This window comes from Aliihoeflea sp., assembly GCF_052435475.1.
GTDB lineage: Bacteria > Pseudomonadota > Alphaproteobacteria > Rhizobiales > Rhizobiaceae > Aliihoeflea.
In genome coordinates, this window is the sequence record NZ_JBQVMV010000005.1 from 12,794 (window position 1) to 33,392 (window position 20,599).

19 protein-coding genes are annotated in these 20,599 nt (G+C 66.0%); 8 read left to right on the top strand and 11 right to left on the bottom strand.

Translation table 11 applies throughout. From position 1 onward, the window contains the following. Window positions 1–26 precede the first annotated feature (26 nt). From acuI to ACT6QU_RS08345, 3 genes are all read left to right on the top strand, one after another. Window positions 27–1,016 carry an acrylyl-CoA reductase (NADPH) gene (acuI, locus tag ACT6QU_RS08335; protein WP_444564128.1) on the top strand — a complete coding sequence of 330 codons (990 nt, stop codon included), beginning with the start codon at window positions 27–29 and terminating at the stop codon, window positions 1,014–1,016. A gap of 87 nt (window positions 1,017–1,103) precedes the next feature. Then, the gene (locus tag ACT6QU_RS08340) at window positions 1,104–3,341 is read left to right on the top strand and encodes a response regulator (protein WP_444564127.1); all 2,238 of its coding nucleotides are present in this window, start codon (window positions 1,104–1,106) and stop codon (window positions 3,339–3,341) included. A 134-nt stretch (window positions 3,342–3,475) separates the two neighbouring features. Beyond that, the gene (locus ACT6QU_RS08345; RefSeq protein WP_444564146.1) at window positions 3,476–4,306 is read left to right on the top strand and encodes a GNAT family N-acetyltransferase; all 831 of its coding nucleotides are present in this window, start codon (window positions 3,476–3,478) and stop codon (window positions 4,304–4,306) included. Between the two features lie 7 nt (window positions 4,307–4,313). Here ACT6QU_RS08345 and ACT6QU_RS08350 read toward each other — a convergent pair whose 3' ends face one another. The 3 genes from ACT6QU_RS08350 to gyrB form a co-directional block, all read right to left on the bottom strand. Continuing rightward, on the bottom strand, window positions 4,314–4,952 hold the full coding sequence (locus tag ACT6QU_RS08350; protein ID WP_444564126.1) for a trimeric intracellular cation channel family protein: 639 nt from the start codon (window positions 4,950–4,952) through the stop codon (window positions 4,314–4,316). A 134-nt stretch (window positions 4,953–5,086) separates the two neighbouring features. Then, entirely contained in the window at window positions 5,087–5,764 is a 678-nt protein-coding gene (grpE, locus tag ACT6QU_RS08355) for a nucleotide exchange factor GrpE (protein ID WP_024586923.1), read from the bottom strand. 115 nt (window positions 5,765–5,879) lie between these two features. Beyond that, window positions 5,880–8,354, bottom strand: a complete 2,475-nt coding sequence (gene gyrB, locus ACT6QU_RS08360) for a DNA topoisomerase (ATP-hydrolyzing) subunit B (RefSeq protein WP_444564125.1) — start codon at window positions 8,352–8,354, stop codon at window positions 5,880–5,882. Window positions 8,355–8,605: 251 nt separating this feature from the next. Here gyrB and ACT6QU_RS08365 point away from each other — a divergent pair, with 251 nt between their 5' ends. Continuing rightward, on the top strand, window positions 8,606–10,639 hold the full coding sequence (locus ACT6QU_RS08365) for a sensor histidine kinase (RefSeq protein WP_444564124.1): 2,034 nt from the start codon (window positions 8,606–8,608) through the stop codon (window positions 10,637–10,639). Between the two features lie 52 nt (window positions 10,640–10,691). On the opposite strand, the gene ACT6QU_RS08370 is transcribed toward ACT6QU_RS08365, so the two are convergent. Beyond that, a complete protein-coding gene (locus ACT6QU_RS08370) occupies window positions 10,692–11,135 on the bottom strand; it encodes a response regulator (RefSeq protein WP_444564123.1) in 444 nt (147 codons plus the stop codon). Window positions 11,136–11,401: 266 nt separating this feature from the next. Here ACT6QU_RS08370 and ACT6QU_RS08375 point away from each other — a divergent pair, with 266 nt between their 5' ends. Next, window positions 11,402–12,769 carry a cytochrome P450 gene (locus ACT6QU_RS08375; protein ID WP_444564122.1) on the top strand — a complete coding sequence of 456 codons (1,368 nt, stop codon included), beginning with the start codon at window positions 11,402–11,404 and terminating at the stop codon, window positions 12,767–12,769. A 54-nt stretch (window positions 12,770–12,823) separates the two neighbouring features. Here the strand turns inward: ACT6QU_RS08375 and ACT6QU_RS08380 are convergent, their stop codons facing one another. The 6 genes from ACT6QU_RS08380 to rph form a co-directional block, all read right to left on the bottom strand. Further along, the gene (locus ACT6QU_RS08380) at window positions 12,824–13,183 is read right to left on the bottom strand and encodes a YraN family protein (RefSeq protein ID WP_444564121.1); all 360 of its coding nucleotides are present in this window, start codon (window positions 13,181–13,183) and stop codon (window positions 12,824–12,826) included. Next, complete coding sequence (gene rsmI / locus ACT6QU_RS08385) at window positions 13,176–14,072, bottom strand: 16S rRNA (cytidine(1402)-2'-O)-methyltransferase (RefSeq protein WP_444564145.1); 897 nt, start codon at window positions 14,070–14,072, stop codon at window positions 13,176–13,178. Before rsmI ends, ACT6QU_RS08380 begins: the two co-directional genes overlap by 8 nt. A 164-nt stretch (window positions 14,073–14,236) precedes the next feature. Next, window positions 14,237–15,388: a radical SAM family heme chaperone HemW gene (gene hemW, locus ACT6QU_RS08390; protein WP_444564120.1), complete on the bottom strand. Its 1,152-nt coding sequence runs from the start codon at window positions 15,386–15,388 to the stop codon at window positions 14,237–14,239. 216 nt (window positions 15,389–15,604) lie between these two features. Then, complete coding sequence (rdgB, locus tag ACT6QU_RS08395; RefSeq protein ID WP_024586931.1) at window positions 15,605–16,252, bottom strand: RdgB/HAM1 family non-canonical purine NTP pyrophosphatase; 648 nt, start codon at window positions 16,250–16,252, stop codon at window positions 15,605–15,607. Next, the gene (locus ACT6QU_RS08400; RefSeq protein ID WP_444564119.1) at window positions 16,253–16,684 is read right to left on the bottom strand and encodes a VOC family protein; all 432 of its coding nucleotides are present in this window, start codon (window positions 16,682–16,684) and stop codon (window positions 16,253–16,255) included. It abuts the gene before it with no gap. A gap of 181 nt (window positions 16,685–16,865) precedes the next feature. After that, window positions 16,866–17,582 (bottom strand): ribonuclease PH, encoded by a 717-nt coding sequence (rph, locus tag ACT6QU_RS08405; RefSeq protein WP_444564118.1) that lies wholly within the window; start codon window positions 17,580–17,582, stop codon window positions 16,866–16,868. Window positions 17,583–17,739: 157 nt separating this feature from the next. On the opposite strand from rph, the gene hrcA reads away from it, so the two are divergent. Together hrcA and ACT6QU_RS08415 are read left to right on the top strand one after the other, a co-directional pair. Next, a complete protein-coding gene (hrcA, locus tag ACT6QU_RS08410; protein WP_444564117.1) occupies window positions 17,740–18,807 on the top strand; it encodes a heat-inducible transcriptional repressor HrcA in 1,068 nt (355 codons plus the stop codon). A gap of 217 nt (window positions 18,808–19,024) precedes the next feature. Further along, window positions 19,025–19,201, top strand: coding sequence for a hypothetical protein (locus tag ACT6QU_RS08415; RefSeq protein ID WP_161632253.1), 177 nt, complete (start codon window positions 19,025–19,027; stop codon window positions 19,199–19,201). A 66-nt stretch (window positions 19,202–19,267) separates the two neighbouring features. Here the strand turns inward: ACT6QU_RS08415 and rpsU are convergent, their stop codons facing one another. Continuing rightward, window positions 19,268–19,540 (bottom strand): 30S ribosomal protein S21, encoded by a 273-nt coding sequence (rpsU, locus tag ACT6QU_RS08420; RefSeq protein ID WP_024586936.1) that lies wholly within the window; start codon window positions 19,538–19,540, stop codon window positions 19,268–19,270. A gap of 270 nt (window positions 19,541–19,810) precedes the next feature. On the opposite strand from rpsU, the gene rpe reads away from it, so the two are divergent. Next, window positions 19,811–20,500, top strand: coding sequence for a ribulose-phosphate 3-epimerase (gene rpe / locus ACT6QU_RS08425; protein WP_444564116.1), 690 nt, complete (start codon window positions 19,811–19,813; stop codon window positions 20,498–20,500). The last annotated feature ends 99 nt before the right edge of the window (window positions 20,501–20,599 follow it).

Genomic DNA, 20,599 nt, shown 5'->3' on the forward strand with positions numbered 1-20,599 from the left:
GCAAAAGCAGATTTCAGGGAGTTTCGATGTCGGAGAGTTTCAAGGCCATCCTCGTCTCGCGCGACGACAACAAGGTCCAGTCGGTCAACACGGTCGATCTGACCGACGCCGACCTGATGGAGGGCGACGTCACCATCGCCGTCGAGGCCACCACGGTCAATTACAAGGACGGGCTGGCGATCACCGGCAAGGCGCCCGTCGTGCGCAAATGGCCGCTGATCCCCGGCATCGATTTCGCCGGCACGGTCTCGGCTTCGAGCCATCCGGACTGGAAGGCCGGCGACAAGGTCATCCTGAACGGCTGGGGGGTCGGCGAGACCCATCACGGCGCCTATGCGGGCCGCGCGCGGGTCAAGGGAGACTGGCTGGTGCGCCTGCCCGCCGGCATGACCGCGAAGGATGCGATGGCGGTCGGCACCGCCGGATACACGGCGATGCTCTGCGTCATGGCGCTGGAGCGGCACGGCATCGTTCCCGCCCGCGGCCCGGTCGTGGTGACGGGCGCCGCCGGCGGCGTCGGCTCGGTCGCGATCGCGATCCTCGCCCGCCTCGGCTACCGCGTCATCGCCTCGACCGGCCGGACTTCGGAAAGCGACTATCTGAAATCGCTCGGCGCGAGCGACATTATCGACCGCGAGGAACTGTCGCAGCCGGCCAAGGCGCTCGGCAAGGAACGCTGGGCCGGCGGCATCGATGCGGTCGGCAGCCACACGCTGGCGAACGTCCTGTCGATGACCTCCTATGGCGGCGCGGTCGCTGCCTGCGGGCTGGCCGGCGGCATGGACCTGCCGACCAGCGTTGCGCCCTTCATCCTGCGCGGCGTTTCGCTGCTCGGCATCGATTCGGTGATGGCCCCGCGCGAAATCCGTGAGGAGGCGTGGAAGCGCATCGGCACCGATCTCGATGCCGCCAAGCTCGCCTCCATCGCCACGACCATCGGTTTCGACGGCATCGAACAGGCGGCGCGCGACATCGTCGACGGCAAGGTCAGGGGCCGCGTGGTCGTCGAAATGTAGAGCCCTTTGAGGGGCTTTCGGCGCAATCGCTAAAATTGGAACGATTGCGCCGATCCTTCCCTAACGGGGCCGTGGCATGGTTCGGCGATGAAGCCGGGCCTCCATACGCGCCGCGCGGGCAGCGAGCCGACCGCCGCCATCGGGCACGCGGACGACGCGTCGTCGCGCCGCGTCGTCGCCTCGCCGCCCATGGCGATGGATCTGCCGGATGCGCCGCAACCGGCGATCTATACGGCCGGACTGCCGGTCGCCGGTTTCCTGATGGCGATCGCTGCCGTCGCCTTCCTGACCGACGCGTCCTATCTCGTTTCCGTACCGCTCGTCGCCGGCGCACTGACGCTGGCCGGCCTTTCGCTCTTCGCCCCGCAGCGTGCCATGCGCAGGAAGGCGGGTCCGGCGCGGCTGCGTCTGCCCGCGCCTGCGGTGCCGCCGCTCGACCCCTGGTCGACGCCGGACCTGATCGAGGCGCTGGGCCTCGGCCGCATGACCCGTGACGGCGACGGCCATATCCTCGCGATCAACGCTGAACTCGCGCGGATGCTCGGCCACGAGCCGACAAAACTGCGCGGCGCCACGTTGAAATCCCTGGGCGTCGACCTTGCGAGCGCACCCGATGCCGCCTTTGCTGCCAGACCCGCGATCAGCGCTTTGGAATTCGCGCTGCCCGGCCAGCCGACGGAGCGCTGGCTTTCCTGGCTGGAACTGTCCGAGCGCCGCCAGGACGGCACGGTCCGCCATCATGCGGTCGCCCGCGACATCACCCAGCGCAAGACCGCGGAAGCGGCAGGCGAGGTCTCGCGCCGGCAGGCGGTCGAGGCGAGCCGCGCGAAGTCGCGCTTCCTCGCCACCGTCAGCCACGAGATCCGCACGCCGATGAACGGCATCATGGGCATGGCGCAGCTTCTCGGCCAGACGGCGCTGTCGCCCGAACAATCGACCTATGTCGGGGCGATCTCGACCTCGTCGAGCGCGCTTCTGGCGCTGATCGAGGATCTGCTCGACTATTCCAAGATCGAGAGCGGCCGTCTCGATCTCGACCGCCGCCCGACCGACCTGCGCGAATTGTGTGAGAACGTCGTCGAACTTCTGGCCGCGCGCGCCCATGCCAAGGGTATCGGACTCGGCCTCTACGTCGCCGCCGACGTGCCGGAGCGCGCGCTGCTCGACGGCGGCAAGGTCCGGCAGATCCTTCTCAACCTCGTCGGCAACGCGATCAAGTTCACCGATCGCGGCGGGGTCCTGGTGAAGCTGGTTCGCAAGCGCGTCGATGGCGTCGAGATGATCCGGCTGAGCGTGCGCGACACCGGGCCCGGCCTTGCGCCCGCCGATTTGTCGCGCATCTTCATGGAATACGAGCAGGCAGGCTCGGACGCGGCGCTGCGGCAGGCGGGGGCGGGGCTCGGTCTGGCGATCTCCCAGCGCATAGCCGAGGCGATGGGGGGCCGGCTGACGGCGGCGAGCAAGCCTGCCTACGGCAGCATCTTCGCGGCGCAGATTCCCATCGAGGTGCTGGAGGAATCGTCCCCCGGCGCGCCGCTGTCCGGCAAGCGCGTGCTGATCGTCTCGCGCAACCGCATGGAGGCGGAGGCGATGGCGCTGTGCGTGCGCGATCATGGCGGCATGGCCGCCGTCGCGCGCACGGTCGAAGAGGCGGCTCACCTTGCCGAAGGCAGCGGCTTCACGCTTCTGGTAGTCGACGCCGCACTGGAGAACGACGATGGCGCGCTGTTGCGCCGGCTTCGTCAGGTCTGCGGTCATGACGCGCCCGCGATCACCCTGGTCGACCCCAAGTCGCGCGGCCGGATGGGGCATTTGCGCGCCCACGGCTATGGCCATTTCCTGCCGCGCCCGCTCCGGCGCGACACGCTGCTAAAGGTCCTGCTCGAACGGATCGAGCAGGCGAGGCCAACACGGCGCATGACGCTCGCCCAGGCGCGCACCGCGCTCAGCGTCCTCGTCGCCGAGGACAATGAGATCAACGCGCTTCTCGCCCGCTCCGCTCTGACCCGCGCCGGCCATCGCGTCGAGACCGTCGCCAACGGGCGGCTCGCGCTGGAAGCCGCCACGATGCGGCCCGGCATGCGTTTCGACGTCATTCTGATGGATCTGCAGATGCCGGTCATGGACGGCTCGCAAGCCATCGCCGCGATCCGCGCCCATGAAGCCGAGAACGGCCTGCCGAGCGTGCCGATCCTGGTCCTGACCGCCGACGACCGGGCCGAAAGCCGGCAAACGATCCTCGCGCTCGGCGCATCCGGCGTCATCGCAAAGCCCGTCGACCCGGCCCGCCTCATCGCCGTTCTGGACGAGACGGCGGCTCGCTGACCTGCCGGCGGCGTGACTTTCGCGCCTGTCATGATAATGTTGCCCAAGGCGGCTATGGATCGCACATCCGGTGATGTGGAGACTGGCCGATGAACCCGATCCTTCTTCCGCGCGACGAGACGACCGGCCTTGTCATGACCGATGCACCCCGCCCGCAGCTATCGACCGGCCCGCAGACATGTCTCGGCCGCATCGGCGCGCTGGAAGTGCATCTGGCGACGAGCGCCTGCGAGATCGAGGCGGCGCAAAGGCTGCGCTACCGCGTCTTCTACGCCGAACGGGGCAACGGAGCGCCGTGCGACCTTTCGCGCGACGCCGATCGCTTCGACAACATCTGCGATCATCTCCTCGTCATCGATACGTCCCTTGCGGTCCCGAACCGGGAGCGCATCGTCGGCACCTACCGATTGCTGCCACAGGAAAAGACCTCGGCGACGGGCGGCTTCTATTCGAGTGCCGAATTCGACATCGAGGCGCTGGCGGCGCGCCACCCGGGCCTCAACATCCTCGAACTGGGACGCTCCTGCGTCCTCCCCGCCTATCGTTCGCGTCGCACGGTCGAGCTTCTCTGGCAAGGCATCTGGGCATATACGCGCCGCCACGGCATCGACATCATGGCCGGCTGCGCCTCGTTCGAGGGCACCGTCCCGGCCCGCCATGCCGAGGCGCTCTCCTTCCTTCATCACAATTGCCGCGCAACCGGCGACTGGGCCGTGCGCGCGGTCGCGGACCGGCTCGTGACGATGGATTTGATGCCCGCCGAGGCCGTTCGCACGCGCGAGGCCCTTGCAGCCATGCCTCCCCTGATCAAGGGCTATCTGCGCCTTGGCGCGATGATCGGCGAGGGCTGCGTCATCGACCACGAATTCGGCACCACGGACGTCTTCGTCGTCCTGCCGGTCGCAAAAATTTCGGCGCGCTACATCAATTACTACGGCGCCGAAGCCCAGCGCTTCGCCGCATGATTCCGGTCTATTCCGTCGGAATGTCTTCCGGAGCCCGGCCGGGCCGGCTCCTGTAGGCGGGGAACGTCCAGCCATAGGCCAGCGCACCGCCGCGCACGCAAAACGCGATGGAAAACGCGATCAGCGCCGCGCCGCCGGCAGGTGATCCGCCAAGGTCGGCGAGGACATAGGCGACCGACCCGGACAGCGCCGCGGTGACGTAGATTTCGGGCCGCAGCAGCACCGATGCCTCGCCCGCCAGAAGATCCCGCAGGATGCCGCCGAACGTCGCCGTCAGCACGCCTGTGACCACGCCGATCACCGGCGATCCCGTCACTTCGAGGCCCTTGTAGGCGCCGAAGACGCTGTAGGCCGCAAGGCCCACCGCGTCGAGCCACAGCAGCAACCGGTAGCGCGATTCGACCAGATGCGCGCCGAAGAAGACGGCGATGGCGACGATGGCGCAGACGAGCAGATAGTTGTGATTGGCGATCCAGAAGACCGGCACGTCGAGAACGAGGTCTCGGAAAGTGCCGCCGCCGATCGCCGTCACCCCGGCGAGGAACAGGAATCCGATAATGTCGAGCTGCTTGCGCGAGGCGGCCAGCGCACCGGTCGCCGCGAACACCGCGATGCCGGCATAGTCCAGGAAAAGGAGCAGGTTCAATTTGGCCTCCCGCGCGAAATCGCGCTCGGACCATCCGAGCAAGTGCGGGTTAAGGTCCAATGAAAGCGCGCGGTTAACGCCGCCCGGATGTGCGATTGCCCACGAAAAAGGCGCCCGCAGGCGCCTTTGGATCGCTATGCGTCCTTTTCGGACTGCGCATTGGGCGGGCCGGGTTCGGCCGGCGCATCCGCCGGTCCCGCCTTCGGTCCGCCCTTGGAGACGCCGACCATCGCCGGGCGCAGCACGCGCTCGCCGATCACGTAGCCGGTCTGGACGACCTGCAACACGGTGTTGTTCGGCACGTCCGGGTTGGGAATCTCGAACATCGCCTGGTGGAAGTTCGGGTCGAAGCGCTCGCCTTCGGGCGCCAGACGCTTGACGCCGTGCCGCTCCAGTGCGCCGAGCATGTCGCGCTCGGTCATCTCGACGCCTTCGATCAGCGCCTTGAAGCCGGCATCGTCCGAACCCTTCGCCTCGGCCGGGATGGCGTCGAGCGCGCGGCGCATATTGTCGGAAACCGACAGCATGTCGCGGGCGAAATTGGCGACCGCATAGCTCTTGGCATCAGCGATCTCACGCTGAGTGCGCCGGCGCAAATTCTCCATCTCGGCCGCCATGCGCAGCGCGCGGTCCTTCAGTTCGGCATTCTGCTTGGCCAGGTCCTCGTTTTCCCCGGCAAGCCGCATGAAGGCCTCGAAATCGGCCTGGCTGTCCTGGCTTTCCGCCATGTCGGCGCTGGCCTCGATGTTCGGATCGGTGTGCGTCTCACCGCTCTCGCCGCTCATGCGTTCGTTTTCCGGACGATCGTTCATGGCTGATCCCGTCTTCCTTCGAAAATTCGTGAGTTGGCGCCGATATCGATGTTCGCGGCGCCAAAATCAAGGGGCCGCGCCCGAAGACGCGGCCCCGTATGGCTCGTCTGGGCGGTCAGATGTCGAGATTGGCGACCGACAGCGCGTTCTCCTGGATGAACTCGCGGCGCGGCTCCACCTCGTCGCCCATCAGGCGCGAGAACAGCGAATCCGCGTCGGTCGCGTCGTTGACCTTCACCTGCAGCAGCGAGCGCGCATTGGGGTCGAGCGTCGTCTCCCAGAGCTGGTCGGCATTCATTTCGCCCAGCCCCTTGTAGCGCTGCAGCGACAGGCCCTTGCGGCCGGTGGCGAAGATCGCGTCGAGCAGCGCCATCGGCCCCGCGATCACCTCCGCCTTGTCGTTGCGGCGCAGCACCGGCTGCTTCATGTAGACTTCCTGAAGCCGCTGGGTATAGCGGTCGATGGCCCGCGCGTCGGCCGAGCCGATCAGCCCGGCATCGAGCGTGACGATTTCGCGTACCGAGCGCACGGTGCGCTCGAAGACGACGCCGCCGGCACCCTCGTTCGACGGATTGACGCGGCCTTCCCAGCCCCGCTCAGTCTCCTCGGAGATCATGTCGAGCCGATCGGCAACGGTCTGCACGATGGCCGGCACCTGCGCCGCGTCGCCCATGCGCTCGGCATTGAGCGCGCCGCCGATCGCCGCCTGCTCGACCACCGAGCGCGAATAGCGCGTGTGCAGACCCTGGATCAGCGACCGGACGCCCAGCGCGTCGTTGATGACGGCCCGCAGATCCTGCCCGGCCCGAACCTCGCCCGTCGACAGTTCGAGCGAAGCCTCGTCGAGACCCTGCCCGATCAGATAATCCTCGAAGGAAGGCTCGTCCTTGATGTACTGGACCGACTTGCCTCGGCTGACCTTATAGAGCGGCGGCTGGGCGATATAGAGGTGCCCGCGCTCGATCAGCTCCGGCATCTGGCGGAAGAAGAACGTCAAAAGCAGCGTGCGAATATGCGCGCCGTCGACGTCGGCGTCGGTCATGATGATGATCTTGTGGTAGCGCAGCTTGTCGGCGTTGAACTCGTCCTTGCCGATGCCGGTGCCGAGCGCGGTGATCATCGTGCCGATCATGTCGGACGAAAGCATCCGGTCGAACCGCGCGCGCTCCACGTTGAGGATCTTGCCGCGCAGCGGCAGGATCGCCTGGTTCTGGCGCGAGCGCCCGCCCTTGGCCGAGCCGCCTGCCGAGTCACCCTCGACGATGAAGATTTCGGACTTGGCCGGATCGCGCTCCTGGCAATCCGCCAGCTTGCCGGGCAGTGAACTGATTTCGAGCGCACCCTTGCGGCGGGTCAGTTCGCGCGCCTTGCGCGCAGCCTCGCGCGCCGCCGCCGCCTCGATCACCTTGCCGATCAGCACCCTGGCCTCGGCCGGATGTTCCTCGAACCAGGTGCCGAGCGCGTCGTTGACGAGGTTTTCGACCACCGGGCGAACCTCGGACGAGACCAGCTTGTCCTTGGTCTGCGAGGAGAATTTCGGGTCAGGCACCTTGACCGACAGGACGGCCGTCAGCCCCTCGCGGGAATCGTCGCCCGTGATCGAGACCTTTTCCTTCTTGGTCAGACCGGAAACATCGGCATAGCTCGTCACCTGGCGCGTCAGCGCGCCGCGGAAACCGGCCAGATGCGTGCCGCCGTCGCGCTGCGGGATGTTGTTGGTGAAGCACAGCACGTTCTCATGGTAGGAATCGTTCCACCACATGGCGACTTCGACGGTGATGCCGTCGCGCTCGGCTTGAATCGCGATCGGCGCGGGGATCAGCGATTTCTTGGACCGGTCGAGATATTTGACGAACTCTTCCAGCCCGCCTTCATAGAAAAGTTCCTGCACCTTGACGTCGGCATGACGCTTGTCGGTGAGGACGATGCGCACACCTGAATTCAGGAAGGCGAGTTCGCGCAGGCGATGCTCCAGCGTTCCATAATCGAAATCGATCATCGTGAAGGTTTCGGCGGACGGGAAGAAGGTGATTTCCGTGCCGGAGCGCCCGTCATTGGTGCCGGGCTGCTTGTCCTCGACATAGGTGCCGGTAACCGTCAGCGGCCCGTCGGCATTGCCATGGGTGAAGCTCATCTCGTGGAACTTGCCGTTCCTGCGGATCTTCATCTTCAGCCATGCCGAGAGAGCATTGACGACCGAGACGCCGACGCCGTGCAGGCCGCCCGAGACCTTGTAGGAATTCTGGTCGAACTTACCGCCGGCATGGAGCTGGGTCATGATGACCTCGGCCGCAGAGACGCCCTCGCCCTTGTGCATGTCGGTCGGGATGCCGCGCCCATTGTCGGTCACGGTGACCGAACCGTCGGGATTGAGCGTGACGGTGACGAGATCGGCATGGCCGGCGAGCGATTCGTCGATCGCGTTGTCGACGACTTCGTAGACCATGTGGTGCAGGCCCGAGCCGTCATCCGTGTCGCCGATATACATGCCGGGGCGCTTGCGCACCGCGTCCAGTCCCTTGAGAACCTTGATGGATTCGGCGCCATATTCGGCCGGTTCGCCGGGGAGGTTTTCGGGCGTGTCGCTCATGAAATTCCGATCTTCGTGGATGTCGTCGTCAAGCGCGCGGACAAGTCATGCGACTCAGGCGCTTTTGGTGACCCGAATATAGGGGCGAACGCCTGATTTTCCAAGTTTTGCACGGCTTTGCGGCGCCTTCACGTCCACTTTTCCAAAGCCTTGCGCAAACTTGTCGCGACCTGCGTGTTGTCATGGTGAACCAACGGCGATTAAACACGTTGGAAGCCTTGAGAGGCCGGGCCGGATTTGGGGGAACTTTCTTGCGTCGACAGCTTGCGTTTTTTGCTGCCGCATTGTGCCTGCCGCTTCTGGCTTTCATGGCCTACATCCTGTTCAACCTGGCCATCGCCGAGCGCGAGAGGCTGGAGGCGCGCGCATCCGAAGCCGCGCGCGACCTGTCGGCCGCGATCGATCGCGAATTGCTGAGCCTGACCTCGGCGCTCGAGGTTCTCGCGGTATCGCCCCAGCTTCAGTCCGGAGACATCGAGGCTTTCCACGCCAAGGCCTCGCAGGTCGATGACAGGCTCGGCTTCAACGCGGTGCTGCGCACGCCCGACGGCCAGCAGCTCGTCAATCTGCGCCGCCCGTTCGGCTCGGAATTGCCGCGTACGCCTCAGCCGACGGACGCCGACGTTCTGGCTTCGGACGAACCGTTAATCCTCGATCTTTTCGACGGCCCGGTCGCTGGCGAACCGCTTTTCGCGGTGACGATGCCGATCGTCGTCGATGGCGAGCCGCGCTACATCCTCAGCCTGGCCGTTCCCGCAACCCGAATCCGCGAACTGCTCCTCGCACAGCAATTGCCCGAAAGCTGGACCGTCGCGGCGATCGACAACAACGACCGCATCGTCGCCCGCAGCAGGCGGCACGAGGAATTCGTCGGCGAGATCGCCACGGACGATCTGCGCGCCAATACGGCCGGCTATTTCGGAAGCTGGAACGCGACGACAGTCGAAGGCGAGGCGGTTTTCGGCACCTATTCGCGGTCGCTGGTTTCGGACTGGCGCATCGCCATCGGCGTCATGCAGCGCGAACTCAACGCGCCCGCGGTGCGATTCGTGCAGTTCTTCGTCCTGCTCGGTCTGCTTGCACTTGGTCTTTCGGCCCTGCTTGCCTCGCTGTTTGCGCGCCGTCTGGCCCAGTCGGCGACGGGCCTGGCCGCCCAGGCGCATCAACTGGCCGATGGCGAGCCGGTCACACCACGTCCGTCGCGCGTGCGCGAATTCTCGGAAATCGGCGCGATCCTCGTCGCGGCGTCCGAGCGCCTGCGCGGCCGTGAAGCGGACCTGAAGGAAAGCGAGGCGAAGTTCCGCGCCATCGCCGACACCATGCCGCAAATGGTCTGGTCGACCACGCCGGATGGCCTGCACGACTACTACAATGCCCGCTGGTACGAGTTCACCGGCGTTCCGGTCGGATCGACCGACGGCGAGGGCTGGAACGGCATGTTCCATCCCGACGACCAGCCGCGCGCCTGGGAGCAATGGTCCCATTCGCTGCGCACCGGCGAGCCCTACGACATCGAATACCGCCTTCGTCACCATTCGGGCGAATATCGCTGGACCCTCGGCCGCGCCCTGCCGATCCGCGACGACAAGGGACGCATCATCCGCTGGTTCGGAACCTGCACCGACGTTCACGAAACCAAGATCGCGGCCGAGGAACGCGAGGTCGTCGCGCAGGAGCTGTCGCACCGGATCAAGAACATCTTCTCCGTCCTCGGTTCCATCGTGGGCTTGACCGCGCGCACCCGGCCCGAGGCGCAGGAATTCGCCGCCGAGCTGCGCGCCCGCATCCTGGCGCTCGGCACCGCGCACGAATTCGTCCGTCCGCGTGCCCTGGAATCATCGGTCGACGGGCATGCCTCGCTTCACGGTCTGCTGCGCGCTCTGCTGGCCGCCTATGACGGCGACGGCACCCATGTGTCGATCAGCGGCCCGGACCTGCCGATTGCCGAGGGGGCGGCGACGCCGCTCGCCTTGGTCTTCCACGAACTGGGAACCAATGCCGCCAAATATGGCGGGTTCTCGGGGGCGGACAGCCGCATCGAAATCACCACTTTTGCCGATGACGCCGACTACCACGTCACGTGGAAGGAGCACGTCGCAGGCGCCTCGCCGTCCGCCGAAGCGGCATCGGACAGCGGTTTCGGCTCGCGACTGATCGAGTTGAGCATTCGGGGGCAGATGGGCGGGACGATCGAGCGCATCTTCGAGCCGGATGGATTGCGGGTCGAGATCACGGTGCCCGTCTGGGCCCTGTCGCGTGCGGCAAGGTTGCGACGCGGCGTGTAGGGCGCTTCAGGCAGCTTCGAGGGCAGTGATTGTCACGGGCAGGGGGCTGGCGTCAGCCGTGCGCCCCGCGCCCAGGTTGGCCGCCCGGCGTCATGAAAAGCTGCAGGCGGGCGGGGGGCTGGGCGTCCATGTGCTCGTTGTGGCAGGCGACCGCATAACGGATCGCGTCGCGCAACTCGCTGTCAGCGACAGGTTTGGCGATCACGCCGAGTGTGCCGGGGACACCGTCGCCGAGCTGCGTCGGGTTCGCGGTCATGAAGACGACGGTCACGTCGTGGCGGCTGGCGAGTTCCCGGCCGATCTCGATGCCGGTCGCGCCGTCGCGCAAATTGAGGTCGACGAGCGCCACTTCGGCGCGCTTTCCCATCTCGAGCGCAGACGAACGATCCGCCGCAATTCCGACCGGTTCATGGCCGAGTTCGCCGATGGCGTATTCGATTTCGATCGCGACGAATATCTCGTCTTCGACCACCAGTATCTTGCAAGCGTTGTCCAACTTACGTCTACCCAAGTCCACGGCAGCTCGGCCCAACTCATGTCGAGGCCGATGGTTGCACGACTAAAGGAAAAGTCTTTATTTTTTTCGACTTTGCGTGGCGATTGCGCCACGCGACCGGCCTTCGTGCCGTTCCGCCCGCAAAATGCCGATCCCGCCGCAAGGTTCCAGCCTCCGGCACGGGCAAAATTGTCGCAGGGCCGAGGCGCGATGCTGGCGAGGCCGCCCGGCGCTCCCTAGATTGATCGGAACCGAGGAGCGCCGCCATGGACACCAAGCCCGCCCATTTCGTGCCGCCGGCGCCCCGGCCGCGCCAGTCGCCGCCCTCGACGTTGCAGATGATGCGGATCGTCTACAACAACCCGCTCGAACTGTGGGGCGAGCCTTCCTACAACGAGAAATGGATCTCGATCTCGACCGGCATCGGCGGCCCGCTCGTCATCGCCAACGATCCGGGCCTCATCCGCTACGTCCTCGTCGAGAACGCGAAGAACTACAAGATGGCGCGCGTGCGCCAGAAGATCCTCCGCCCCATCCTGCGCGACGGACTGCTCACCGCCGAGGGCGACGTCTGGAAGCGCTCGCGCAAGGCGATGGCGCCGGTCTTCACGCCGAAGAACATCGACGGCTTCGCGCCCGCCATGCTGTCGACATCGCTCGCCTTCGCCGAGCGCTACCGCGACACCCACCGCGCCGACGTATCGCGCGACATGACCATGTTGACCTACGACATCCTCGCCGAAACGCTCTTTTCCGGCGAGATCGCGGGCGAGCCCGGCTCCTTCGCCCATCAGGTCGACCGCCTGTTCGAGACTATGGGCCGCGTCGACCCGATGGACCTTCTCGGCGCCCCCGACTGGCTGCCCCGCTTCACCCGCATCCGCGGCAAGAAATCCCTCGCCTTCTTCCGCAAGATCGTCGCCGACACGATCGCCTTGCGAAAGGCCCGCATGGATCGCGGCGAGGACGTTCCGGCCGATTTCCTGACGCTGCTGCTGAAAGCCGAAGGCCCGGACGGCCTCACGCGCGCCGAGATCGAGGACAACATCATCACCTTCATCGGCGCCGGCCACGAGACCACCGCCCGCGCCCTCGGCTGGACGCTCTATTGCCTCGCCGAATCCCCATGGGAGCGCGACAGGATCGAGGCCGAGATCGACGCGGCGCTCGCCAAAGACCTGCCCCCGCAGGACTGGATCGACGCCATGCCGCTCACCCGCGCCGCCTTCGAGGAGGCGATGCGGCTCTACCCCCCGGCCCCCTCGATCAACCGCGAGGCCATCGCCGCCGACCGCTACGAGGATCTCGAGATCGTCAAGGGCGCGCAGGTGCTCGTCATGCCGTGGACGGTCCACCGCCACCGCAAGATCTGGGACGACCCGGAAGCCTTCATCCCCGCCCGCTTCCACCCGGAAAACCGTGACTCGCTCGACCGCTACCAGTACCTCCCCTTCGGCGCCGGCCCTCGCATCTGCATCGGCGCCGCCTTCGCCATGCAGGAAGCCGTCATCGCCCTCGCCGTCCTGATGTCGCGCTACCGCTTCGACACGCTGCCCGAAACGAAACCCTGGCCGGTCCAGAAACTCACGACCCAGCCGCAAGGCGGCTTGCCGATGAAGGTGAGCCGGCGCTGATCCTCCCCCGTTCAAGGGGGAGGTGGCGCGAAGCGACGGAGGGGGCGCTATGGCTCAATTTCGTCCCTGAAACAAATTCTCCACATGCACCGGCCACCGCCGCGGCAAGACGGCAACGAGGTCGAACCGCACCGACAGCCGCCCATAATCCGGCTGGCGCGAGAGCCAGTGGTCCGCCGCCGCCTCGATCCGCCGCTGCGCCGCGACGCCCACCGCATCCATCGCGGCAACGAGATCGCGGCGCGCTTTGACCTCGACGATCGCGACCAGATCGCCGCGCCGCGCCACGATGTCGATCTCGCCCGCCTTGGTGCGAAAGTTCCGCGCCACGATCCGATAACCCTTCAGCCGCAGCGCCATCGCCGCCAGCCATTCCGACCGGTTGCCGTGCCGATAGGCGCCGAGCCTATCCATCCTGCGCGTCCCGCAATTCCACCAGCCGGCGGAACAGATCCTGCTTGGCCTGCCCCGTCATCTTCGCCGCCTCGCCGGCCGCCTTCGACGCCGGCATGTCGCGCGCCAGGTCGAGCAGCAGCCGGTCGACGTCCACCCCCTCCGCCGCAGCTTGTTCCAGCGGCGGCCCGACACAGACGACGACCTCGCCCTTCGGCGTATCGGCTTCCGCATAATGCGCCGCGAGTTCAGCCAGCGTCCCGCGCCGCGCCTCCTCGAATGTCTTGGTCAGCTCCCGCGCCACCGCCGCCGGCCGGTCGCCCAGCACGTCCAGCATGGCCTTCAGGCTCGTCGCCAGCCGGCGCGGGCTTTCGAAGAAGATCAGCGTGCCGGGAATGCGCGCGACCTCGTCGAACCGCGTGCGCCGCTGCCCGTCCTTGACCGGCAGAAATCCCGCAAAGAAGAACGCGTCCGACGGCAGCCCGGCGATCGAGAGCGCGGCGAGCGTCGACGACGCGCCGGGGATCGGCACCACGCGATGCCCGGCCTCCACCGCCTCGCCGACCAGCCGGAAACCGGGGTCCGAGACGAGCGGCGTCCCCGCATCCGAGCACAGCGCGACCGACTTTCCCTCACCGAGCGCCGCGATCAGCTTCGGCCCGGCCTCGGCCGCATTGTGCTCGTGATAGGCGACCAGCCTGCGCCTGATGCCATAGCGCTCCAGCAGGATGCGCGTCACCCGCGTGTCCTCGCAGGCAAGCACATCCGCGCCCGCCAGCGTCTCCAGCGCCCGCAGCGTGATGTCGGAGAGGTTTCCGATCGGCGTCGCGACCAGATAGAGCGCAGGCTCGGGCACCGGCGCACGCATCTGCGCCTGTCCGATCATGTAGATTCGCTCGCCCTCCGCCATCGCCATCTTCCTTTATCCGGACGCCGAAAATTCGCCGCGATCGGTGGGAACAATTTGGGCATCTGCCCGGTTCGAAGGCAGAATGCGGAGGTTTCCCCAATGCCCCTGACCATCCAGGACAGTTTCGAACCCTATTACGCCGGCAAGACCGCGCGAAACGACAATCAGCGCGCCAAATCCGCCACCACCGCGTCGAGCACGATCATCCCGTCCGCTGTGGCCCGCAGCCGCGAATTGCCGACCGGTGCGACGAGACGCTCCTCCTGGAGCACCGCGATCCGCTTCGAGGACAAGGACCGTCCGGACAACGATTCGTAGCGCACGAGGTCGATCCCCTCGGCCAGCCGCAGCCCCATCAGCAGGAACTCGTCGGCCTCCTCCTCGCGCGTCAGCCGCTCGCCGCCGGTAATGCCATGCCCGCGCGCCTCGACGCGCTCCAGCCACGCCTCGGGTAGCTTTTCGGTGAACGTCACGATCCGCTCGCCATTCTCGACGAACCGGCCATGCGCCCCCGGCCCGATGCCGACATATTCGCCATAGCGCCAGTAGATCAGATTGTGCCGGCTCTCCGCGCCCGGCCGCGCATGGTTGGAAATCTCGTAGGCCGGCAGCCCGCGCGCCGCGGTCACCTCCTGCGTCAGCTTGTAGAGGTCCGCCGCGTGGTCCGGCTCCGGCATCACGAATTTTCCCGCCTCATGCAGAAGCTGGAACCGCGTCCCGTCCTCGATGGTGAGCTGGTAGAGCGACAGATGATCGGCGGCATAGCCGATCGCCCGGTCAAGCTCCGCCGCCCACTGGTCGAGGCCCTGGTGCGGCCGCGCATAGATCAGGTCGAAGGAAAGCCGCGGGAAAATCTCGCGCGCCAGCCCGATCGCATGCAGCGCCCCCTCGACATCGTGAAGCCGTCCGAGGAACCGCAGATCGGCGTCGTTCAGCGCCTGGACGCCGAGCGAAACCCGATTGACCCCCGCCGCCCGATAACCGCGGAATCGCGCCGCCTCGACGGATGACGGATTCGCCTCCAGCGTAATCTCAATCCCGTCCGGCACGGTCCAGTAGCGCGCGACGCTCTCCAGCACCGCCCCCACCGTCTCCGGCTCCATCAGCGACGGCGTGCCGCCGCCCAGAAAGATCGAATCGACTTTTCGACCGCCCGTCCGCGCCCGCATCGTCGCCATCTCGCGATCGAACGCCGCGGCAAACCGCGCCTGATCGACCGGCTGATGGCGGACATGGGAATTGAAGTCGCAATAGGGACACTTGGCCGCGCAGAACGGCCAGTGGATATAGACGGCGAAACCCGGATCGTCGGTCATCGGCCAGTCCTGACAGGGCGCACACCCCCACCCTTGCCCTCTTCACAAGGGGGAGGGGGCATCCACGCCCCGCCTAAATTTGGCTCACCCCACAAGAGATCGCGCAACGCAGACGCCTTCCCTCCCCCTTGTGGGGGTCCGAAGGACGGGCGAGACCCGCGGCTCGCACTGAAAAGGGTGGGGGTCCCCTTCGTCAAAACAACCACTCCGTCCAACTCACCCCGCCCCCAGCATCTCGCGCGCAAACGCCTGAAACGCCCTTGCCCGGTGCGAAAGCGCCTCGTCCTGCCCTGGCTTCCAGCCATGCTTCTCCTCGGCGCTCATCTCGCCGAACGTCCGCTCGTGACCGGACGGCTGGAACATCGGATCATAGCCGAAACCACTCGTCCCGCGCGGTGGCCAGACCAGCGTTCCCTGCGCCTCGCCGCGAAAATACTCGGCATGCCCGTCCGGCCAGGCAACGCAGATCACCGAGACGAACTTGCCCTGCCGGTCCTGCGGCATATGCGCGTTTTTCTGGTCGAGCAGCTTCTGCGTGCGCTCCATCGCCACCTGAAAGTCGCGCGTGCCGTCGGCAAGCTCGGCCCAATTCGCCGTATAGACGCCCGGATCGCCGCCCAGCGCATCGACCATCAGGCCCGAATCGTCCGACAGCGCCGGCAGCCCGGTCGCGCTCGCCGCCGCATGCGCCTTGATGTAGGCGTTCTCCTCGAACGTCGTCCCGGTCTCGTCAGGCTCGGGCAGGCCATATTCGGCCGCCGACTTCGCCTCGAAGCCGAACGGCGCGATCAGGTCGGCGATCTCCGCCAGCTTGCCCTTGTTGTGGCTCGCCACCACGATCTTGCGGTCGTCCAGAGTGCGCATTCAAAGTCCCCAGATCTTCGGATTGGCGATTTCCAGCGAATTGCCCGCCGGATCGCGAAAATAGATGGAGCGTCCGCCCGATGGTTCGTCCGGCTTCGACGACGGCCACCGGAAATCGGCCTCGATGGCAACGCCGTGCGTTTCCAGATGCCCCTTCCAGCGCTCGATCTCGTCCTCGGTGCCGGCAAAACACAGATGTCCCGCACCGCTCGCGCCATGCGGCGGAACGGGAAGCCTGGCATCAGGTGCCGGCGGCTTCACCGTCTGCGCGGGATCGAACAGCAAAAGCACGCCGGTGCCGCACTTGAAGAACACGTGCCGCCCGTCGACCTTGGCGATGCGTTGCAGGCCCATCACGTTGCGGTAGAAGGCTTCGGCCGCGTCGAGGTCGTCGACATACAGCGCGGATTCGAGGATCGATGTCGGCGTCATCGCGAGACACCCCGCATCAAAGGCTGCGCCCTACGTTGCCCCCCTCTGTCCTGCCGGACATCTCCCCCGCGAGGGGGGAGATCAGCCAATCGCACACCTGGTCGCGCGTGATCTCCCCCCATGCGGGGGAGATGTCCGGCAGGACAGAGGGGGGCAACGTAGGGCGCAACCATCGACAAACCTACCCCATCGCCATCTTCTGCAAATCCACCAGCCTTGCGATGCCCTTCTTCGCCAGCCCCATCAACTGCGCGAACTCCGCCTCCGAAAACGGCTCGCTTTCCGCCGTTCCCTGGATTTCGACGATCCCGCCGCGCCCGGTCATGACGAAATTCGCGTCCGTGTCGGCCGCCGAATCCTCCGGATAGTCGAGGTCGATCACCGGCACGCCATTGTAGATGCCGCACGAGATCGCCGCGACATGGTCCTTCAGCACCTTGGAAACCTGCACCATCTGGCGCGCTTCCATCCAGCGCAGGCATTCGTGCAGCGCGACGAAGCCGCCGGTGATGCCCGCGGTGCGGGTGCCGCCATCGGCCTGGATGACGTCGCAATCGACCGTGATCTGCACCTCGCCCAGCGCCTGCAGGTCGACGACGGCTCTCAGGCTTCGCCCGATCAGGCGCTGGATTTCCAGCGTGCGGCCACCCTGCTTGCCGGCCGAGGCCTCGCGGCGCATCCGGTCGCCCGTCGCGCGCGGCAGCATGCCGTATTCGGCCGTTACCCAGCCCTTGCCGGAATTGCGCAGCCATCCCGGCACGCGCTCTTCGAGGCTCGCTGTGCACAGCACGTGCGTATCGCCGAACTTCACGAGACACGAGCCCTCGGCATGTTTGGAGACGCCGCATTCGAAGGAGATCGCCCGCATTTCGTCGGGCTGGCGCTTGGATGGCCGCATGGGTCGGGGCTCTTTTCGTTCGGTTGAGGTTCGTCCCCCGTCTAGCGCCACCGGGATGACGAGGCAAAGGAAAACCGGCCGCCGCGATGGATCACCAGTTCCGCACCGGGCGCAAATGCCTATATTCAGAGGTAGAATGCTTGAAGATCGCGATTGAATGAACCCTTTGACCGACCTGACGCTGACCAATCTGGACGCGCGCTCGCGCGAAATCTTCCGGCTGATCGTCGACAACTACCTGCGCGAGGGCGAACCGCTCGGCTCGCGCAACCTGTCGCGCCTGCTGCCAAGCTCGCTGTCGCCGGCGACCGTGCGCAACGTCATGTCCGATCTCGAGCATCTGGGTCTCATCTACGCGCCGCACGTCTCGGCGGGACGTCTACCGACGCAGGCCGGCCTGCGCTTCTTCGTCGACGCTTTCATGGAACTGGGCGACCTGACCACCGAAGAGCGCCGCCAGATCGAGGCGCAGGTGCGCGCGTCGGGCTCCGGCCAGACGCTGGAGCACATCCTCACCGACGCCAGCCAGATGCTCTCCGGCCTGTCGCGTGGCGCCGGCCTCGTCATGACCGCAAAGAGCGAGGTGCCGCTGAAGCATATCGAGTTCATCCGGCTCGAACCGACCAGGGCGCTCGCCGTCATGGTCAGCCAGAACGGCGACGTGGAAAATCGCGTCGTCGATCTCCCGGCCGGCGTCACCTCCTCGCAGCTCGTCGAGGCGTCGAACTTCCTCAACGCCCACATTCGCGGCCGGACCCTGGCCGAGGCGAAGGCGGAGATCGGACGGCTGAAGGAAGAGACGCGCACCGCCCTCGACACGCTGTCGCAGGACCTCGTGGAACGCGGGCTGGCGGTCTGGGCAGGCGAGGGCTCGGGGCTTCAGGCCCGGCTCATCGTGCGCGGCCATGCCAACCTCCTGGAGAACGTTACCGCCCAGGCCGATCTCGAACTCCTGCGCCATCTCTTCGAGGACCTCGAAACCAAGGACGGGATGCTGCAGCTTCTCGACCTGGCCGAGGAAGGACCGGGCGTTCGCATCTTCATCGGCTCGGAAAACAAGCTCTTTTCGCTCTCCGGTTCCTCGCTCGTCGTCGCGCCCTATCGCGACAAGGACGCCCGCGTCATCGGCGCGCTCGGCGTCATCGGCCCGACCCGGCTGAACTATGCCCGCATCGTTCCGATGGTCGACTACACCGCCCAGATCATCACCCGCATGCTCGGCTGAAATCTCGCCGACACGCTTCCATCACGGCATGACGCAGCGGAATATTCTTTCGCGCGACCCGTTGGCGAAGGGCGATTCAGAAAGGGTTAAGTCAAATTTTACTACAATTGATCGTTTCGTGGCCGGGAACGCTGTGTTCCGGAACCAACCCGCCCCGAAGGCGGTTCTTCTCCTGCAAACGAGGTTGTGAGTCATGTCTGCAAGGAAGCGAATTGAGATGAGAGAGGCAGAACTTTCCACCGTGATCGTCAAGGAACTGGGCTCGGAAACGAACCGCAGGTTTCTCAATCGCATGCCCGGCCTGCGCGCCGAGCACGCGCTGCCGCAAAACCTGCGCAGCCTGCTCGAGCGTCTCGACGACGTCGAAGACGGCCCGCGCACCTACAGGCACTGAAGGGTCCAGCCTCGTTGCAACAAAAAAGGCGGCCGGATGGCCGCCTTTTTGCTGTTCAGCAAAATCTTATGCCGCCGAGCTTTCGGGGCGTGCGCCCGGACGGCCCGTCGGGCGTGCCGGCTTCTTCTTCATCGGCAGCAGGCCTTCGCGCTGCGCCTGCTTGCGGGCGAGCTTGCGCGAGCGGCGCACGGCTTCCGCCTTCTGGCGGGCGCGCTTTTCCGACGGCTTCTCATAGGACCGGCGCGCCTTCATCTCGCGGAAGATGCCCTCGCGCTGCATTTTCTTCTTCAGCGCGCGAAGCGCCTGCTCGACATTGTTTTCACGTACGACGACCTGCAATGTGATCCTGTCCTTTCTCGAATTGAAATGGCATCGAACACCGCCGGAAGCGGGCCGATGCAGCGAATTTTGCCGGAAGGAACCGACCGAACACCCCTGCGCCGCCGGGCGGCATGATTGCGGGACAATGGCCCGAAGCAGGGGCGGGATGACCTCTATATAGGCTCTTTTCGCCAAAAGGCAAAACCGGATCACTCCGCCCTTCTGGACTCCGGCCCGCCAAGGCTTTAGGCGAAGCGCACTGTAAATCGCCTCGGAAATCCTGCAGCCATGACGACCAGCCCGACCCTCATCGCCCCGTCCGTCCTCTCGGCCGATTTCTCGAAGCTCGGCGACGAGGTCGAAGCCGTCGTCAAGGCAGGCGCGGACTGGATTCACCTTGACGTGATGGACGGCCATTTCGTGCCCAACATCACCTTCGGACCGCAGATCATCAAGTCGATCCGAAACCGCACTGACAAGGTGTTCGACTGCCATTTGATGATCGCGCCGACCGACCAGTACCTCGCCGCCTTCGCCGATGCGGGCTGCGACATCATAACCGTCCACGCCGAGGCCGGCCCCCATCTCGACCGCTCGCTTCAGGCGATCAAAAACCTCGGCAAGAAGGCCGGCGTCTCGCTCAATCCCTCGACCCCGGAGAACGTCATCGAATACGTTCTCGACCGGCTCGACCTCGTCCTCCTGATGACCGTCAACCCCGGCTTCGGCGGCCAGGCCTTCATCCCCGCCGTCGTTGAGAAGGTCGCGCGCATCAAGGCGATGATCGGGAACAGGCCGATCGACATCGAGATCGACGGCGGCGTGACGCCGGAGACGGCGCCGCTGGTCGCGAAGGCCGGTGCGAACGTCCTCGTTGCCGGCTCGGCGGTCTTCAAGGGCAACTCGGTCGAGAGCTATGCGAAGAATATCGCGGCAATCCGCGATGCGTCGGACGGCGCGCGCGGACTGATCGCCTGAACTTATCCGCGCCTCGCTGGAAACTGCGCGTTTTCGCCCGAAACCTCCGATCAACGGCTGGTTTCCAGCGAATTTTAGGCAATTTTTACCGCGAAACTT

Excerpts from the sequence above, each read along its gene's own strand:
- ACT6QU_RS08345 (WP_444564146.1), top strand. The coding sequence starts at position 3,476 with ATGACCGATGCACCCCGCCCGCAGCTATCGACCGGCCCGCAGACATGT.
- rdgB (WP_024586931.1), bottom strand. The coding sequence starts at position 16,252 with ATGCGCACTCTGGACGACCGCAAGATCGTGGTGGCGAGCCACAACAAG.
- ACT6QU_RS08400 (WP_444564119.1), bottom strand. The coding sequence starts at position 16,684 with ATGACGCCGACATCGATCCTCGAATCCGCGCTGTATGTCGACGACCTC.
- ACT6QU_RS08380 (WP_444564121.1), bottom strand. The coding sequence starts at position 13,183 with ATGGATAGGCTCGGCGCCTATCGGCACGGCAACCGGTCGGAATGGCTG.
- rsmI (WP_444564145.1), bottom strand. The coding sequence starts at position 14,072 with ATGGCGGAGGGCGAGCGAATCTACATGATCGGACAGGCGCAGATGCGT.
- ACT6QU_RS08375 (WP_444564122.1), top strand. The coding sequence starts at position 11,402 with ATGGACACCAAGCCCGCCCATTTCGTGCCGCCGGCGCCCCGGCCGCGC.
- hrcA (WP_444564117.1), top strand. The coding sequence starts at position 17,740 with ATGAACCCTTTGACCGACCTGACGCTGACCAATCTGGACGCGCGCTCG.
- ACT6QU_RS08415 (WP_161632253.1), top strand. The coding sequence starts at position 19,025 with ATGAGAGAGGCAGAACTTTCCACCGTGATCGTCAAGGAACTGGGCTCG.
- grpE (WP_024586923.1), bottom strand. The coding sequence starts at position 5,764 with ATGAACGATCGTCCGGAAAACGAACGCATGAGCGGCGAGAGCGGTGAG.
- hemW (WP_444564120.1), bottom strand. The coding sequence starts at position 15,388 with ATGACCGACGATCCGGGTTTCGCCGTCTATATCCACTGGCCGTTCTGC.
- rph (WP_444564118.1), bottom strand. The coding sequence starts at position 17,582 with ATGCGGCCATCCAAGCGCCAGCCCGACGAAATGCGGGCGATCTCCTTC.
- acuI (WP_444564128.1), top strand. The coding sequence starts at position 27 with ATGTCGGAGAGTTTCAAGGCCATCCTCGTCTCGCGCGACGACAACAAG.
- ACT6QU_RS08340 (WP_444564127.1), top strand. The coding sequence starts at position 1,104 with ATGAAGCCGGGCCTCCATACGCGCCGCGCGGGCAGCGAGCCGACCGCC.
- rpe (WP_444564116.1), top strand. The coding sequence starts at position 19,811 with ATGACGACCAGCCCGACCCTCATCGCCCCGTCCGTCCTCTCGGCCGAT.
- gyrB (WP_444564125.1), bottom strand. The coding sequence starts at position 8,354 with ATGAGCGACACGCCCGAAAACCTCCCCGGCGAACCGGCCGAATATGGC.